General features: G+C 34.4%; 17 protein-coding genes, 1 tRNA gene and 2 pseudogenes. 13 read left to right on the forward strand and 7 right to left on the reverse strand.

The features are described 5' to 3' along the window. Positions 1-81 precede the first annotated feature (81 nt). A complete protein-coding gene (gene rpoN, locus ACQ9BO_RS00590) occupies positions 82-1,542 on the forward strand; it encodes an RNA polymerase factor sigma-54 (protein ID WP_431243242.1) in 1,461 nt (486 codons plus the stop codon). Between the two features lie 80 nt (positions 1,543-1,622). Here rpoN and ACQ9BO_RS00595 read toward each other — a convergent pair whose 3' ends face one another. Continuing rightward, positions 1,623-2,060 (reverse strand): hypothetical protein, encoded by a 438-nt coding sequence (locus ACQ9BO_RS00595; protein ID WP_431243243.1) that lies wholly within the window; start codon positions 2,058-2,060, stop codon positions 1,623-1,625. Positions 2,061-2,087: 27 nt separating this feature from the next. Further along, on the reverse strand, positions 2,088-2,678 hold the full coding sequence (locus tag ACQ9BO_RS00600) for a thymidine kinase (protein ID WP_431245045.1): 591 nt from the start codon (positions 2,676-2,678) through the stop codon (positions 2,088-2,090). A 210-nt stretch (positions 2,679-2,888) separates the two neighbouring features. On the opposite strand from ACQ9BO_RS00600, the gene ACQ9BO_RS00605 reads away from it, so the two are divergent. From ACQ9BO_RS00605 to ACQ9BO_RS00655, 11 genes are all read left to right on the forward strand, one after another. After that, complete coding sequence (locus tag ACQ9BO_RS00605; RefSeq protein WP_431243244.1) at positions 2,889-3,395, forward strand: hypothetical protein; 507 nt, start codon at positions 2,889-2,891, stop codon at positions 3,393-3,395. Positions 3,396-3,495: 100 nt separating this feature from the next. Beyond that, positions 3,496-4,536 (forward strand): hypothetical protein, encoded by a 1,041-nt coding sequence (locus tag ACQ9BO_RS00610; RefSeq protein WP_431243245.1) that lies wholly within the window; start codon positions 3,496-3,498, stop codon positions 4,534-4,536. 113 nt (positions 4,537-4,649) lie between these two features. Then, positions 4,650-5,372: a 16S rRNA (cytidine(1402)-2'-O)-methyltransferase gene (gene rsmI, locus ACQ9BO_RS00615; protein WP_431243246.1), complete on the forward strand. Its 723-nt coding sequence runs from the start codon at positions 4,650-4,652 to the stop codon at positions 5,370-5,372. A gap of 189 nt (positions 5,373-5,561) precedes the next feature. Next, positions 5,562-5,906, forward strand: a complete 345-nt coding sequence (locus tag ACQ9BO_RS00620; RefSeq protein WP_431243247.1) for a HopJ type III effector protein — start codon at positions 5,562-5,564, stop codon at positions 5,904-5,906. A 234-nt stretch (positions 5,907-6,140) separates the two neighbouring features. After that, positions 6,141-7,841: a single-stranded-DNA-specific exonuclease RecJ gene (gene recJ / locus ACQ9BO_RS00625; RefSeq protein WP_431243248.1), complete on the forward strand. Its 1,701-nt coding sequence runs from the start codon at positions 6,141-6,143 to the stop codon at positions 7,839-7,841. After that, positions 7,831-9,111 carry an MFS transporter gene (locus ACQ9BO_RS00630; protein WP_431243249.1) on the forward strand — a complete coding sequence of 427 codons (1,281 nt, stop codon included), beginning with the start codon at positions 7,831-7,833 and terminating at the stop codon, positions 9,109-9,111. The genes recJ and ACQ9BO_RS00630 overlap by 11 nt, the downstream gene beginning before the upstream one ends. After that, positions 9,111-9,827 carry an alpha/beta fold hydrolase gene (locus ACQ9BO_RS00635; protein WP_431243250.1) on the forward strand — a complete coding sequence of 239 codons (717 nt, stop codon included), beginning with the start codon at positions 9,111-9,113 and terminating at the stop codon, positions 9,825-9,827. Before ACQ9BO_RS00630 ends, ACQ9BO_RS00635 begins: the two co-directional genes overlap by 1 nt. A 363-nt stretch (positions 9,828-10,190) precedes the next feature. Beyond that, the gene (locus ACQ9BO_RS00640; protein WP_431243251.1) at positions 10,191-10,547 is read left to right on the forward strand and encodes a hypothetical protein; all 357 of its coding nucleotides are present in this window, start codon (positions 10,191-10,193) and stop codon (positions 10,545-10,547) included. 95 nt (positions 10,548-10,642) lie between these two features. Beyond that, positions 10,643-10,999: a hypothetical protein gene (locus tag ACQ9BO_RS00645; protein ID WP_431243252.1), complete on the forward strand. Its 357-nt coding sequence runs from the start codon at positions 10,643-10,645 to the stop codon at positions 10,997-10,999. Positions 11,000-11,081: 82 nt separating this feature from the next. Beyond that, positions 11,082-11,669 (forward strand): hypothetical protein, encoded by a 588-nt coding sequence (locus ACQ9BO_RS00650; protein ID WP_431243253.1) that lies wholly within the window; start codon positions 11,082-11,084, stop codon positions 11,667-11,669. Then, positions 11,620-12,285 carry a cytochrome c3 family protein gene (locus ACQ9BO_RS00655; RefSeq protein WP_431243254.1) on the forward strand — a complete coding sequence of 222 codons (666 nt, stop codon included), beginning with the start codon at positions 11,620-11,622 and terminating at the stop codon, positions 12,283-12,285. Before ACQ9BO_RS00650 ends, ACQ9BO_RS00655 begins: the two co-directional genes overlap by 50 nt. A gap of 71 nt (positions 12,286-12,356) precedes the next feature. Here ACQ9BO_RS00655 and ACQ9BO_RS00660 read toward each other — a convergent pair. The 4 genes and pseudogenes from ACQ9BO_RS00660 to ACQ9BO_RS00675 form a co-directional block, all read right to left on the reverse strand. Continuing rightward, positions 12,357-13,099 (reverse strand): annotated as a pseudogene (locus ACQ9BO_RS00660) (UDP-2,3-diacylglucosamine diphosphatase). Positions 13,100-13,193: 94 nt separating this feature from the next. Then, on the reverse strand, positions 13,194-13,643 hold the full coding sequence (locus tag ACQ9BO_RS00665; RefSeq protein ID WP_431243255.1) for a 6-pyruvoyl trahydropterin synthase family protein: 450 nt from the start codon (positions 13,641-13,643) through the stop codon (positions 13,194-13,196). Positions 13,644-13,669: 26 nt separating this feature from the next. Continuing rightward, positions 13,670-13,852, reverse strand: a complete 183-nt coding sequence (locus ACQ9BO_RS00670) for a hypothetical protein (protein WP_431243256.1) — start codon at positions 13,850-13,852, stop codon at positions 13,670-13,672. 90 nt (positions 13,853-13,942) lie between these two features. Further along, a pseudogene (locus ACQ9BO_RS00675) lies at positions 13,943-14,708 on the reverse strand (enoyl-CoA hydratase/isomerase family protein). A gap of 104 nt (positions 14,709-14,812) precedes the next feature. On the opposite strand from ACQ9BO_RS00675, the gene ACQ9BO_RS00680 reads away from it, so the two are divergent. Further along, positions 14,813-14,886: transfer RNA gene (locus ACQ9BO_RS00680), tRNA-Ala, on the forward strand. Between the two features lie 66 nt (positions 14,887-14,952). Here the strand turns inward: ACQ9BO_RS00680 and ACQ9BO_RS00685 are convergent. Beyond that, a complete protein-coding gene (locus ACQ9BO_RS00685; RefSeq protein ID WP_431243257.1) occupies positions 14,953-15,129 on the reverse strand; it encodes a hypothetical protein in 177 nt (58 codons plus the stop codon). Between the last annotated feature and the right edge of the window lie 238 nt (positions 15,130-15,367).

Raw genomic sequence — 15,367 nt, forward strand, 5'->3', positions numbered from 1 at the left:
ATAAAATAATTTTACGCGAATTCAATTCGTCAACATAAGATACTTAGCCTCTCAGGAGCTTAGTATCTTAGCAACTTTTTTATGCTAAAGCAATTTTTAAATTTAAAATTATCCCAAAAATTATCTCCACAGCAAATTCAGCTGATGAAGTTAATTCAATTGCCTACGCAAGCTTTTGAACAGCGTTTATTAGAAGAAATGAACGAAAATCCGGCTCTAGAAGCTGGAAAAGAAGACGATTACGAAGCTGATGAATACGCTAATGAAGATTACGACGATTATGATGATGCAGAATCTGACAGAATCGAAGCAGACGACATTAACATTGACGAATATTTAAGCGACGACGATACGCCTGATTACAAAACTCAGGTAAATAATTACAGTGACGACGAAGAGCGCGAAACACCTTTTGCGGCTCCGATAAGTTTCCATCAGGATTTGATCAATCAGCTGAATACTTTTATTTTGAATGACGAAGAGCGCGAAATCGCTGAATTCCTTGTTGGAAGTATTGATGATATGGGTTATATCCGCAGAAGCATTCCGGATATTGTTGACGATATGGCTTTTACTCAGGGAATTTACACTGATGAAGCAATGGTCGAAAAAATGATGACGGTGATTCACGAGCTTGAACCTTCGGGAGTTGGAGCGCGCGATTTACAGGAATGTTTATTGCTTCAACTAAAGCACAAAACACCAACTGAATATGTTGATTTAGCAATTGACATTATCGAAAATCAGTTTGATGCTTTTACGAAAAAACATTACGATAAATTATTGCAAAAATATGGCGTTTCGAACGAACAGCTTAAAAAAGCGATTCACGAAATTGAAAGACTAAACCCGAAACCGGGCGGCTCTTTTACCGGAAATAATAAAGTTACCGAAAATGTAGTTCCAGATTTCGCCATCAGAATTGTGGACGGCGAACTAGAACTGACTTTAAACGGACGAAATGCTCCTTCTCTGCACGTTTCTAAAGATTATCAGGAAATGATGCAGACGTACAAAGAATCTCGTGATAAATCGACTGCACAAAAAGATGCGGTTCAGTTTATCAAACAAAAATTGGATTCGGCTAAATGGTTTATCGATGCGATTAGACAACGTCAGGAAACGCTTTTTGTAACGATGAATGCGATTATGCATTATCAGGAAGAATATTTCTTAGACGGTGACGAAACCAAACTAAAACCAATGATCTTAAAAGACATTGCAGATATGGTTGGTTTGGACATTTCGACGATTTCGCGTGTTGCTAACAGTAAATATGTTGAAACTCCATACGGAACAAAACTGATTAAGGAATTCTTTTCTGAAGCGATGAAAAATGATCAGGGAGAAGATGTTTCGACTTTGGAGATCAAAAAAATTCTTCAAAACACCATTGAGGAAGAAGATAAGAGAAAACCGCTTCCAGACGATCAATTGGCCGAAATTTTAAAAGAAAAAGGGTATCCGATTGCGAGAAGAACGATTGCAAAATACCGCGAACAACTTGATATTCCGGTGGCAAGAATGAGGAAAAAGATTTAAGGTTTTTAAGAAATATTAAAAAAACAAACCCGACAGGTTTTAAAAACCAGTCGGGTTTAATTTTAATATCAATAAAGTTTTTATTTATACTGATCAGGCAATATCTTTATATTAAATAAAAACACTTTCTTTTTATCGCTATAACTATAAATTAAAGTATAATCATTATCTCTAAAAACTTGAAGTCCTGGATTTGCTTTAGCAGTACTTAAAAGACTTTTTTCAATTTCAGCTTTTATAACATCAACCTCTGCTGTTTCCTTTTCAACGTTCATCAAAGTCAAATTGTATTGAACAACCTGTTTATCATGCAAACTCACACTATCTAAACGAATTCCTTCCTGAATATTCAGCGGGCAATTTTTATTATATTTTGCAACTAACTCTACTACTTCAGTATTTACTTCCTCTTTATTTTCAGAAAGAAAGAACTGAAAATAAACCGCCAAAGCTACCGCAACTCCAATTACAAGTAATAGTAAAATATTTTGTTTTCGTTTAGTTTGCTTGTCTTGCATTATGAATGGCTTAAATGAATTTTGAATCTATTTTTCTTGTATTTTTTTCATTGCATTAAAATATGCGGCTCGACTTAGTGGCTCATATTCTTCTGTTTCACCCAACATTACCAATTTATCATTATCAGTTTTGCGGAAACTATAATTGGCAAGATTCCCTGTTCTAGTACAAACAGCGTGAACTTTAGTAACATACTCAGCTGTAGCCATAAGAGCCGGCATTGGCCCAAAAGGATTTCCTTTAAAATCCATATCCAATCCAGCCACAATTACGCGGATTCCTTGATTTGCCAAATCGTTGCAAACCGTAATAATTTCATCATCAAAAAACTGAGCTTCGTCAATTCCGATAACATCGTGACCTTGAGCCAAAATCAAAATATTAGTGCACGCCGGAACCGGTGTTGAACGAATTTCGTTGGCATCATGAGACACTACCATTTCGTCATGATATCGGGTATCAATAGCAGGTTTAAAGATTTCGACTTTTTGTTTGGCAAATTGCGCGCGTTTTAATCTGCGGATTAACTCTTCGGTCTTACCCGAAAACATTGATCCACAAATAACTTCAATCCAACCAAATTGTTCTTTGTGATTTACTGTATTTTCGAGAAACATTTTGTATTTTTCTGCCTTTAAAGATGAATAGTTTTTATTACTTTGTACTTGTAATAAATCGACGTAAAAATGTGCTGTTTTACATTTTTTCAAAAGTAGAAAAATTTTATCAAATCGGAGATTTGTAAATGCTTATTAACAGAAATAAAATAATGTAGAAAGAGATTTTTTTAACTAATTTAAGCTTAAAAAAAATAAAAGGAATTAAAAATGAATAAATTATTTCGGTTTTTGGCAATTCTATTGCTGTTCTTTTCAAATCTTGCAATTGCACAACAAAAAACAACAGTTATAAAATCAAAGACACAAATCAAAGACAATAACGGCTGGAAAACTTATAAACATCACGATGCTTCGGTCGAATTGCCAAATTATTTTGATTATGGCTTGTTGACAAATTCAGGAATTCAATATTTTGATGGTGGAGAATTTGATGAAGCTGGAGATATGACGATTGCAATTGAGGTTTATCCTGGGAATAAAAAAGATTTATTACAATCATTCAAAAACCCGAGAAAATATTCTAATGACAAAATAATTTATAATGCATGCAAAGATAATTGGCATGTAATAAGTAGTAATCAAGCAGGAACTATTCATTATGAAAAAGAGGTTCTCAAAGGAAAAAACATACATCATTTAATGATTGGTTATCCAGAAAATAAAAAAGAAATGATGGACAAAATTCTTCCGAGAATATCAAAATCATTTCAATAAAAGAAATAAAAAATAAAGCTTAAAACTCAATAAATAATTGGGTTTCAAAAGAAACACTAAAATACCTTATTCACTATAATTTCAACAGTTATGAAAAAAATTGGAAGCTGACTTAATCAGTATTGCACATCGAATTTTAAAGCTTAAAAACAAATCCGATATCAATCAATTGTACCTTGAAACACAGAAATTATATGAAAAACTGGCTATTTTAAAATTTGTTGATGAGAACTTCGACGAAGCAAAACCAACCATCAGTCATGGTGAAATTAGTTCTGAAATTGAAACTATTTTTAATAAAGAAGAAATAACTCCAACCGAAGTTAGTAGTAAAGCCCCTGTGTCTGTTGAAGAAATTAAAGCAGAAGAAACCCCAGAACCGGAAATTACTGAAGAAATAATTGCCGAAATTCCAGAAGAAACAACTCCAGAGCCAATTGAAGAAGAAGCTCCGGAATCTATTGAAGAACCTATTGTTGAAAAAGTGGAAGAAGCAGAAGCAGTGAAAGAAATTGAAACTGTGGAAAGTGTTAAAGATCCAATTATTGAAAAAATCCAAGCGGCTGTTTCTGAAGCTAAAAAAACAATCGAAGCAAATGATCTTTCATTTAAAACAGTCAACGATTCAAATCCGATTCCAGATTTCAAGCCTCTTTTTGAATTAGAAAAACCGGAAGAGATAATTGAAGAAAAAGAAGAACCAAAAGCTGAAACTTCATCAAAACCAACAATTGCGTTTGAAGATTTCGGAATCAATTATGCCGATGCACAATTTGTAAAAGTAGATAGCTTTGAAGCTGTTCCTTCAACTCCTTTTCCATCGCTTAATGAAGTTCAAGAGATAAAAATTGAAACAGAAGTTCTTGAAACTCCTTCCGAACCAAAAGCAGTTACTTTAAATGAAAAACTGGCAAAAGGTTTCCATGTTGATTTGAATGACCGAATTGCTTTTACCAAAAATCTTTTTGGAAACAGCACCGAAGATTACAGCCGTGTTTTAAATCAATTACTGACTTTTGATTCTTACAGCGAAGCAAAAGAATTTATTGAAAACATGGTAAAACCAGATTACAACAATTGGGAAGGAAAAGACGATTACGCTGAACGTTTTCTAGGAATTATCGAGAAGAAATTCGCATAAAAACAAACACTAATTACACAAATTAACACTAATTCATTTGCCTGGTGGAATTTTATATACATTAAAAATTTGTGCCAATCTGTGTAATTCGTGTTTAAATATTAAAATTAAATATGTCAAAATTATATATCGTTCCAACGCCAATTGGCAATCTTGAAGACATGACTTTCAGAGCCATTCGGGTTTTGAAAGAAGTCGATTTGATTTTGGCGGAAGATACCCGAACAAGCGGAAAACTCTTAAAGCATTTTGAAATTGGCACGCACATGCACAGTCATCATATGCACAACGAGCACAAAACAACCGAAAATTTAATTGCACGTTTAAAAGCCGGTGAAACCATCGCTTTAATTTCTGATGCAGGAACTCCGGCAATTTCAGATCCGGGATTTCTTTTGACACGCGCTTGTGTCGAAAATAAAATTGAAGTAGAATGTCTTCCGGGCGCAACAGCTTTTGTGCCGGCGCTTGTAAACAGCGGGCTACCAAATGACAAATTTGTTTTTGAAGGTTTTCTGCCTGATAAAAAAGGACGTCAGACTCGTTTTTTGGCTTTAGCCGAAGAAACCCGAACGATGATTTTATACGTTTCTCCACATAAACTCGTTAAGACTTTATCTGAATTTGTGCAATATTTTGGAGAAGACCGACAAGTTTGCGTTTCAAGAGAATTATCAAAATTACACGAAGAAAATGTACGCGGAACTGCAAAAGAAGTTTTGGCGCATTTTGAAAAAACAGCACCGCGTGGTGAAATAGTCGTGGTCGTTGCTGGAAAAACAATAGAAAAAGAAGCTAAAAAAGCAAGTATTCTAAGGACGAAGAAGAATAAATAATTATTTCAGCCACAGATTAAAAGGATTAACACAGATTAAAAATTGAGTTGCCACGAATTTCACAAATTAGCACGAATTAAATTAGTGTAAATTCATGACTCGAGCGATAGCGAACAGGCGAAGCAAATTCGTGGCGAAAAAATCCTTTTTAATCCTTTTAATCTGTGGCAAAAAAATCAAACCATAAGCATGAGCATTCAAGCCTTTTTAGAAAAAGTAAAACAAACTCCAACTCAAATCACATTTCCCGAAACTATCGCAGTAATCGAAGAAAATTACAATTTCACGCCAACTGCTTTTCAAAATGGAACCCAGCATAACGCTGTCGGTGAAAATTCAGGTTCTTGTAAATTATTTTCTTTCGCAAAACTGCAAAATTTAAGCAAAGAAGAAACTTTGGCGTGTTTTGGAGCATTTTATTTTGAAGAAGTTTTAGGAGATCCTAACGGAACAAATCATCAAAATATTAGAAATTTCATCAACCTAGGCTGGGACGGAATTAAGTTTGAAGGAAATGCTTTAGAAGCAAAATAACATTTTAGATTTTAGAATGTAGATTTTAGATTTCTGAAATCTACATTCTAAAATTTGAACTCTAAAAAGCTTTGTCAAAGTTTAAAACTTTGACAAAGCTAAGACCGAATACTGCTGTCAAAGATTAAAAATCCTTTAAAATCATGTAATCTGTGGCAAAAAAATTACAATCAGATTAAACGATTTTCGATTTCTACAATCTAAAATCAATAATCTAAAATCTAAAATCAACCCATGCGTTGGACCATAAAACCAAAACCTTCTGAAGAAAAAGTCAAACATTTGGCACAAGCTCTAAATGTAGAAGATTTTGTAGCAACACTTTTAATTCAGCGTGGCATTGAGACTTTTGACGAGGCGAAGAATTTCTTTCGTCCGTCATTAGAACATCTGCACGATCCATATTTGATGAAGGATATGGACAAAGCTGTTTCCCGAATCGAATCGGCGATTGAAAATCAGGAAAATATTTTGGTTTTTGGCGATTATGATGTTGACGGAACAACAGCGGTTTCTTTGGTTTCTTCGTATTTAAAATCACATTATCCAAATATTGCTACTTACATTCCGGATCGTTACGACGAAGGCTACGGAATCTCTTATAAAGGAATTGACTATGCAGATGATAACGGAATTTCCTTAATCATTGCGCTAGATTGTGGCATTAAATCAATTAATCATATCGCCTACGCGAAAGCAAAAAACATCGATTTTATTATTTGCGATCACCACCGTCCTGGGGATATTTTGCCAGATGCAGTTGCTGTTTTAGATCCAAAAAGAGAAGATTGTTCTTATCCTTATGATGAATTATGCGGTTGCGGTGTTGGGTTTAAACTGATTCAGGCATTAGGCCAAAACCGAAATGAAACAACAGAAGACTTAATTCCGTATCTGGATTTAGTTGCCACTGCAATTGCCGCCGATATTGTTCCAATTACAGGAGAAAATCGTGTTTTGGCTTATTTCGGATTGAAGGTAATCAATAGCGAACCGAGACCAGGAATTAAGGCTTTAGTTCATCAAGTAAAAAAGAAAGTCCTTGATATTACCGATGTTGTTTTCATTATTTCACCGCGAATAAATGCCGCCGGAAGAATCAAACACGGAAATCACGCGGTTGAGCTTTTAACCGAATTTGATCTCGAACAAGCACAGCAATTTGCTTCAGAAATTGAACAATATAATGCTGACCGAAAGGATTTAGACAAAAAAATTACCAAAGAAGCTTTTCAGCAAATTGTAGAAAACAACGAAGAAGAACGTTTTTCGACTGTCGTTTTTCAAGAAGATTGGCACAAAGGCGTTATCGGAATTGTAGCTTCAAGATTAATTGAAACCTATTATCGTCCAACTTTGGTTTTCACTAAAAGCGGTGACAAATACGTCGCTTCGGCAAGATCAGTAAAAGGTTTTGATGTTTATAATGCACTTGATGCTTGCGCAGAACATTTGGAACAATTTGGAGGCCATATGTATGCGGCTGGAATGACTTTAAAAGCTGAGAATTATCAAACTTTCAAAGATGCTTTTGAGAAACAAGTTTCAGAAACAATCTTACCAGAAATGCTGACTCCAGAAATTGAGATCGATGCCGAAATCAATTTCTCAGACATAACTCCAAAGCTCATTCGGATTTTAAAACAATTTGAGCCTTTTGGCCCACAGAATATGACGCCGGTTTTTATGACTTCAGATGTAAAAGATACTGGTTATGCCAAAACTTTAGGCGCAGACGAAGAACATTTGAGGCTTTTTGCAAAACAATTCGGAACAGAAGGAATTGTCGCAATTGGATTTGGACTCGGAAAAAAATTAAATATAGCACAAAATCAAAACCCGTTTCAGCTGGCCTATACAATTGCCGAAAATGAATGGAACGGCACAATTTCAACACAGCTTATGCTGAAAGACATTAGAACAAATGGAAGATAAATCAAACAAACCAGATCCGTATCAAGCGCTTCGTTATAGAGAATTCAATGTATATTTATTATTGCGCTTCTGCATGGTATTTGCTTGGGCAATGCAGTTTATCGTAATTGAATGGGAAGTTTATAGTTTAACTAAAAACCCGCTTTCGCTAGGAATTATCGGTTTAATGGAAGTTATTCCGGCAGTAGGAATGGCATTATTTGCCGGACATATTGTCGATCAAAGTGAAAAGAAGGGATTGTTAGTAAAATGTATTTTGGGATTTTCGGTAATCAGCTTTGGATTGTTTTTATTGACTTGGCCAAAAATTGTCAGCGGCTGGCCAACCAATTCCATTTTATATTCCATTTATGCTTTAGTCTTTTTAGGCGGTTTAGTTAGAGCTTTCCTTGGTCCAACAACTTTCTCTCTTCAATCACTAATTATTCCTAAAAAAGTATATCCAAATGCTTCTACTTGGAGCAGTTCGGTTTGGCAAATTGGAGCCGTAATGGGTCCTGCATTGGCAGGATTTTCAATCAACTGGATTGGCGTACATTGGTCAATGTGTTTGGTTTTTGGATTCTCAATTCTTGCGTTAGTTGCCTTATCACAAATCAGTAAAAAACCAATCGTAAATCCGAAAATTGGAGAATCAATAAAAGATAGTTTGACTGAAGGTTTAACTTTTGTTTTCAAAAATCAAGTAGTTTTAGGCGCTTTATCACTTGACATGATTGCTGTACTTTTTGGAGGCGCTGTGGCTTTATTGCCTGTTTTTGCGCAAGACATTTTAAAAGTAGGTTCTGAAGGTTTTGGAATATTAAGGGTCGCACCTGCCGTTGGATCTTTTATTACAATGCTCGTTTCTGCTTATGTCCCTTTATATAAAAATGCAGGAAAAAAACTCTTAGTTGCCATTTTTGTTTTTGGTTTATCGATTATTTTATTTGGTGTTTCGACTTATTTCTGGCTTTCTGTTTTTGCTTTGTTTTTAAGCGGTCTTGCCGACGGAATTTCGGTAGTAATTCGCCAAACCATTTTACAGCTTAAAACGCCAGATCACATGCGCGGACGCGTTGGTGCAGTAAATTCGATTTTTGTTGGATCGTCGAACGAATTAGGCGCTTTTGAAAGTGGTGCGACAGCTAAATTAATGGGAACTGTTACTTCGGTTGTTTTTGGAGGAAGCATTACGCTTTTGACCGTTTTAGGCTTCGGATTTATATCGCCTACTTTTAGAAATTTAGATCTGAAAAGAGATATGGAAGAGCATCATAATCAAGAGTAATGAAACAATTACTCCTAATTGCCACTTTGCTTACATCCATTTTCCTAAATGGTCAAAACCTTTATATCAAAACCTACGGAAACGAGAAAAACAAACCTGTAATTTTCATTCACGGCGGGCCAAGTGGCAACGCAACATTATTTGAAGGAACAACGGCACAAAATCTCGCTAATCAAGGTTTTTATGTTATTGCTTATGATCGTCGTGGCGAAGGAAGATCTGCTGATCCTGACGCAAAATTCACCTATGAAGAAGCTTTTCAGGATTTAAATTCCATCTATAAAAAATATCATCTGAAGAAAGCTGTTTTACTAAGTCACAGTTTTGGCGGTCTCGTTGCGACACTTTATACCCATAAATATCCGCAGAATGTTAGTGCTTTGATTTTAGCTGGAGCATTATTTGCACAGCAAGAAACTTACGATCATATTTTGAATACGATAAAGAAAATACACGACGGCGATTCTAAAACGTTAAACAAAATAGCTTACATAGAAAAACTGGATAAAAATTCTGCAGGATATAGAAAACATTGTTTTGATTTGGCAAGTGATGAAGGTTATTTTAAAATGCCAAAGCCAACAAAAGCTTCAAAAAAATTATATGCCAATTATGAAGCAGGTGAATTTTATAAAACCAATATTAGAAATAAAAATGCGCCACTTCTTTTTACCAAAATGAAAAGCAAAACAATATTGATACGCGCCCGATTTTAAAGAAAATTAAAGCTTCGGGAATTCCTATTTTTGCCATTTATGGAAAACAAGATGGCATTTTTTCATTGGAACAAATCAATTCGCTTAAAGCAATAACGGGAGATAAACACTTTGCTTTCCTTGATAATTGCTCGCATTATTTATTTGTAGATCAACAAAAAGAATTTCTCTTCTACGTAAAATATTGGTTGAAATAATTTTACTCGACCAAATTTATTAATTAGAATTCATTCAAAAAGAAAACTTAAAAAATTCAACTAACTCAAAATCAAATATTAACAAGATTTTTTAGCATATCTTTATGCTTTTCTTAGTCAAATGTTAATACAAACAGGTTGTACCTTTGCGGCGTAAAAAAATGCCATGAAGGACATCGAACAGATATACCGCAACGATTTTGGAATTTCATTTTATTGGAAAGAAGGCAACGAAATTGTATCAGATAAAATTCAGCTTCTTTTTAAACAAATGGGATTTTATTTTTCAATTCAGGAATTAAATGAGTTTCACGATTTAATTGAAGACTGCGTAACTGATCATAACGATTCTGATAGGTATAGTACAAAACGCGTTTTTGATAAGTTTTTATTAAAAACGCCTTATGTTGCATTAGATTTAGAGATCTCACCAATTGAATTAAATTCTATTAGAGACTTGGTTGATGGTTCATTATTTCGACTTAATCTCAATGAATATATTTACGGTCCTGGCATGAACTAAAGCCAGCTGAGAAAATTTTTTTCAAACTTTTAAGATTTTTTTATTTAGAATTAATATAAATAATATTTATATTTGTTGAAATAAAAGGATTTACGATGAGAGAAATAGAACAAATCTATCATAACAATTTTGGAATAGCTTTTTACTGGAAACAAAACAGTCAAACCATTCATGACAAAGTACAATTGGTTTTTAAAGAAACAGGCTTTTATTTTACCATATCTGAATTGAATCATTTTTGCGATTTAATCGAAGATAGCTTAATCGAAAATACTTGTTGCGAAGCTTGCGAAATGAAATATTCTTGCCATAAATTTTTATTGAAAACACCATGCAACTCAATAGATTTGGCTGTAAACATGACCGAATTAAAGTCAATAAAAGATTTGGTAGAAGGTTCCCTATTCAAAATTGAGTTAGACGAATATATTTATGGTCCAGGCATGAATTAAGAATTATTCTAAATATTTTAACATCATTTTTTCATTATTGAAATATATTTTGATTTGCTTCAAAAAAAGTATATTTACGGCAATGAAAAAAATGCGTTTACTTTTTGCCCTTATACTTTTGGCAGTATGTTTTACAAACTGCAAAAATTCTTCTGAAGATTATATCGATCCGCGTGGTACTGATTATGCCGGCTCTGAAAGTTGTATTCAGTGCCATAAAACACAATATGACATGGCTTTGAAAAGTTCTCATTTCAAGGCAACCGCTCCCGCTTCTTTAGAAAATGTTTTGGGAGATTTTGACAAAGGCAATCATACTTTTATTTATGACAAAAACACAAAATTAGTCATGGAAAAACGTGGCGACAGTCTTTTTCAAGTTTTATACAAAAACGGAAAAGAAGTCGAATCTCATCGATTTGATATTGTTTTTGGAATAAAACACGCGCAGACTTCTGTTTACTGGCGCAACAACAACACTTACGAACTTCCGCTTTCTTATTATAGCTCTATTCACAATTGGGCAACAAGTCCAGGATTTCCTGCAGATAAGCCCTATTTTGATAGAATGGTGGTTAAAGATTGCTATTCTTGCCACGCTTCAAATGCCAGCAAGCAGAATGGTGAATCAAAATTCTCAAGAGCGAAATATGATGTCAATGGATGTTGAAGATATTATCAGAAAAGAGACAATCGTTTACGGAATTGATTGCGAGCGTTGTCATGGTCCAGCAAAAAAACACGTTGAATTTCATCTGAAAAATCCAAACATAAAAGTCGCTAACAGCATTACAAGTTTTAAAAACCTCAACAGACAGCAAAGACTGGACGCTTGCGCCTTATGTCATGCTGGAAATGACGGCATGAAAATGAAATCCCGTTTTGATTTTAAACCCGGAAATAATTTATCTGATTTTTATCGAGATACTCGAAGCATTACCGATACCGCAAAATTTGATGTACACGGAAATCAATTTCGTTTGATGGCGCAAAGCAAATGCTTTATCAATAGTGAAAAAATGGATTGCATTACGTGCCATAATCCACATGAAAATGCTTCTAAAAATATGGCTTCATACTCCAAAATCTGTATGAGCTGTCATCAAGGCTTAAAACACAACGAAACGACTTTAAAAACAATGCCAGAGAAGTTATTGGCTTCGAATTGTGTAGAATGTCATATGCCGAAAAAAGCATCTGGAGCAATTAAATTTCAGCTTTCAGACAGCAAACAGCTTTCAGAATATATTTTGAGAACGCACAAAATTGGAATTTATACAAAATAAGCGATAGATAATTTCGCTAGTATTACGCCATTTACAGACTTTGGACTTTTGACTTTCGACTTTCGACTAACTTATTTTTCGAATTTTTTAAGTTCAAAATTTTCGCCGTCAAAAACACCGTAAGTAAAATAACCAATCCAGTCACCAAGATTCACATAATTTGAATCTTGACCAACAGGAATGATCATTGGCAAATGACGATGTCCGAAAATGAAGTAATTATAATGTTTAGTTTCGAGTTTACGTTTAGCGTATAAGACCAGCCATTCGTTTTCCTCACCTAAAAACTTTACATCTTCATCGCCGGAAATCAATTTGTTTTTGACTGATAAATATTGCGCCAAACTAACGCCAACATCTGGATGAAGCCAACGGAAAAGCCATTTTGAAAACGGATTTGTAAATACCTTTTTCATTCTTTTATAGCCTTTATCACCAGGGCCTTTTCCGTCTCCGTGGCCAATTAGGAAAGTTTTTCCATTAAAAGTGAATTCTTTGTTATCGTGATAAACCGGAATATTCAATTCGGTTTCAAAATAATCATTCATCCAAAGATCATGGTTTCCAACAAAAAAATAAATCGGAACTCCGCTGTCGCGAATTTCAGCCAGTTTGCCTAAAATTCGAACAAAACCTTTCGGAACAACCGTTTTATATTCAAACCAAAAATCAAATAAATCCCCTAATAAAAAAATTGCTTCCGCATCTTCCTTAACTTCATCAAGCCAAGCCACGAATTTTTTTCACGAGGTAAACTCAATTCGGGAGTTGGCGCACCAAAATGCTGATCTGAAGCAAAATATATTTTTTTCATTTAGATTTTAGAATTTTAGACTTCTTAAATTGTTAGACTTCTTAGAATTTGAGACAACTAAGAAAAAAACTTTCGACTTTCGACTTTTGACTAATTAATTATCAGAAGCGTACCATTCTGCAAAAGACGATTCAGTTTCTTGAAGTTTTAATGAGAAAAGAGAAATTCCTTTTGGAAGTCTTGCTACAATTCTTTCTGCAAAATCAACCACCATATTTTCGCTTGTTGGCTGATAATCTACCAATATAACGTGATGTCCGCGATCTTTCAATTCATTTGCCAATTCGATATGTGGCGTTGTTTGATTAAAAACAGTCGCATGATCAAATTGATCGACGATTTCTTCTTTTACAATTTTCTTTAGATCAGAAAAGTCAATTACCATTCCGAATTTCACATTCGATCGATCTGTAATTGGCGAACCAATAACCGTAACCGATAATTTATAACTGTGTCCGTGAACGTTCTTGCATTTTCCGTCGTAACCGTACAAAGCGTGACCGGTTTCGAAACTAAATTGTTTTGTAATTCTGATATTACTCATCGATTTTTAATTTTAAGCTTGCAAATTTACAAATTAATAACCGTTTTCGTCTCTTTTTTCACGCGCTTATACATCCACAATGCAATTCCGCCTAAAATCAAGAAGGGAATAAAAGATCCAATCACAACACCAATCTGATAACCGCTGTCTGGAGCGTTTTTAATTTTGGTCGCAATGTCAACTTTTTGGAATAAGGAAATAATATTCATATTCAATAATTTATGTAGTGAAGACTTGATTTTAAAACATTTTTCAAAACTATGTCGCTATTTGTCCAAAATCAATGACTTATATCATACCTATTTTTTAAACTGCGGCAACGCATTTCTGCTAAAATCAGACAAAACGAGTTTACCTGTAATTCCCGCACGTTCAAACAAAAGCGATTCCCAGTTTTCAGTCCCTTCCCAAATGATTTTTTTCATTTCGTATAAAGCTTCAGGATTATACGAACTCAGTTTTTCAGCAAAAGAATCTACTTCCGAGTCCAGATTAGCAAGCATCACATAAAACAGAATACAACCCTTTATCAAAAGCCCATTCAGCAGTTTTCCATTTTTCGGGAGCTAATGTCATTTCAGCCATTGCCGTTTTTCCGATTTTTCGCGAAACAGCAGGTTCAATCACAAACGGCCCAATTCCGATAGCGAGTTCAGACAATTTTACATCACTTAGCAATGTTGCGAAAGTATAATCGCAGGCCGCGATAATTCCGACACCTCCACCAACTGCTTTTCCTTGAACGCGTCCTATGATTAATTTATTGCAATTGCGCATTGCATTGAGCAAATGAGCAAAACCAGAGAAAAACGTTGCTCCTTGTTCCTCATTTTCAACCTGCAAAAGTTCGTCAAAAGAAGCGCCAGAGCAAAAAGCTTTGCTTCCTTCACTTTTTAAGATAATAACCGAAACATCTTCGTTCCGACTTAAATTATTTATTTCAGCAGTTAAAGCATCTAATAAAGTACGTGGAAAAGAATTACTAGCCGGATGACCAAATTGAACGGTTGCAATGGTATTTTGAAAGGAAGTTTCTAAGCTTCCACCTAAATTTTCTAAACTCATAAAAATAAATTTAAAAGTAAAGTTACGCTTTTGAAAAATAATTAAGCTGAAACATCTAGAAATTTGTTTTTTGAGAATTATTTAACTTTATTTGTTAACGCTTTGGGGGATTAGCTCATTTGGCTAGAGTACTTGCCTGGCAGGCAAGGGGTGACCGGTTCGAATCCGGTATTCTCCACAAACTAAAAACCCTTGTAAATTCTGTTTTACAAGGGTTTTATTTTTTAGAAAAACTAATTTCTAATTATTTTTCATTTGCAGAATCTTCAGCATCAACTCTATCTTTTTCTGCTTTTTTGAAATCGTTGTTCAATAAATTTTCCAATTTCTTTTTCTCGCGCTGATTTTTTCTGATCGTCAACACAACCAAAACCACAACCAAGATTGCCACAATTCCTATTATGTTCCAATTGATATCCATGATTTTAAATTTTATACTAAATATAACCTTTTAAACTATATTTCATATTATCAGAAGGTTAAGTATTATTCTTAGAAATCAGAAGCAGAAAATTTCGTTTTCAAAATCAAGACCCGTCCCGCTGTCCACTATATCTTTTCCCTGCTAAAGAAGCAGGAAAAAGGATGCCGTTCCCATCGGGGCTAGAGAAGAAATTTTGGGTCTTTGTAAATCTTTTTCTATTTCGATTGTGGCATTA

The organism is Flavobacterium sp. P21, assembly GCF_050632225.1.
GTDB lineage: Bacteria > Bacteroidota > Bacteroidia > Flavobacteriales > Flavobacteriaceae > Flavobacterium.

What these genes read in the sequence shown, in the direction of transcription:
- ACQ9BO_RS00620 (WP_431243247.1), top strand. Translation starts at nt 5,562, where the DNA reads ATGAGCATTCAAGCCTTTTTAGAAAAAGTAAAACAAACTCCAACTCAA.
- ACQ9BO_RS00655 (WP_431243254.1), top strand. Translation starts at nt 11,620, where the DNA reads ATGGTGAATCAAAATTCTCAAGAGCGAAATATGATGTCAATGGATGTT.
- recJ (WP_431243248.1), top strand. Translation starts at nt 6,141, where the DNA reads ATGCGTTGGACCATAAAACCAAAACCTTCTGAAGAAAAAGTCAAACAT.
- ACQ9BO_RS00640 (WP_431243251.1), top strand. Translation starts at nt 10,191, where the DNA reads ATGAAGGACATCGAACAGATATACCGCAACGATTTTGGAATTTCATTT.
- ACQ9BO_RS00635 (WP_431243250.1), top strand. Translation starts at nt 9,111, where the DNA reads ATGAAACAATTACTCCTAATTGCCACTTTGCTTACATCCATTTTCCTA.
- ACQ9BO_RS00595 (WP_431243243.1), bottom strand. Translation starts at nt 2,060, where the DNA reads ATGCAAGACAAGCAAACTAAACGAAAACAAAATATTTTACTATTACTT.
- ACQ9BO_RS00630 (WP_431243249.1), top strand. Translation starts at nt 7,831, where the DNA reads ATGGAAGATAAATCAAACAAACCAGATCCGTATCAAGCGCTTCGTTAT.
- ACQ9BO_RS00685 (WP_431243257.1), bottom strand. Translation starts at nt 15,129, where the DNA reads ATGGATATCAATTGGAACATAATAGGAATTGTGGCAATCTTGGTTGTG.
- rpoN (WP_431243242.1), top strand. Translation starts at nt 82, where the DNA reads ATGCTAAAGCAATTTTTAAATTTAAAATTATCCCAAAAATTATCTCCA.
- ACQ9BO_RS00645 (WP_431243252.1), top strand. Translation starts at nt 10,643, where the DNA reads ATGAGAGAAATAGAACAAATCTATCATAACAATTTTGGAATAGCTTTT.
- ACQ9BO_RS00665 (WP_431243255.1), bottom strand. Translation starts at nt 13,643, where the DNA reads ATGAGTAATATCAGAATTACAAAACAATTTAGTTTCGAAACCGGTCAC.
- ACQ9BO_RS00605 (WP_431243244.1), top strand. Translation starts at nt 2,889, where the DNA reads ATGAATAAATTATTTCGGTTTTTGGCAATTCTATTGCTGTTCTTTTCA.
- ACQ9BO_RS00650 (WP_431243253.1), top strand. Translation starts at nt 11,082, where the DNA reads ATGAAAAAAATGCGTTTACTTTTTGCCCTTATACTTTTGGCAGTATGT.
- ACQ9BO_RS00600 (WP_431245045.1), bottom strand. Translation starts at nt 2,678, where the DNA reads ATGTTTCTCGAAAATACAGTAAATCACAAAGAACAATTTGGTTGGATT.
- ACQ9BO_RS00670 (WP_431243256.1), bottom strand. Translation starts at nt 13,852, where the DNA reads ATGAATATTATTTCCTTATTCCAAAAAGTTGACATTGCGACCAAAATT.
- rsmI (WP_431243246.1), top strand. Translation starts at nt 4,650, where the DNA reads ATGTCAAAATTATATATCGTTCCAACGCCAATTGGCAATCTTGAAGAC.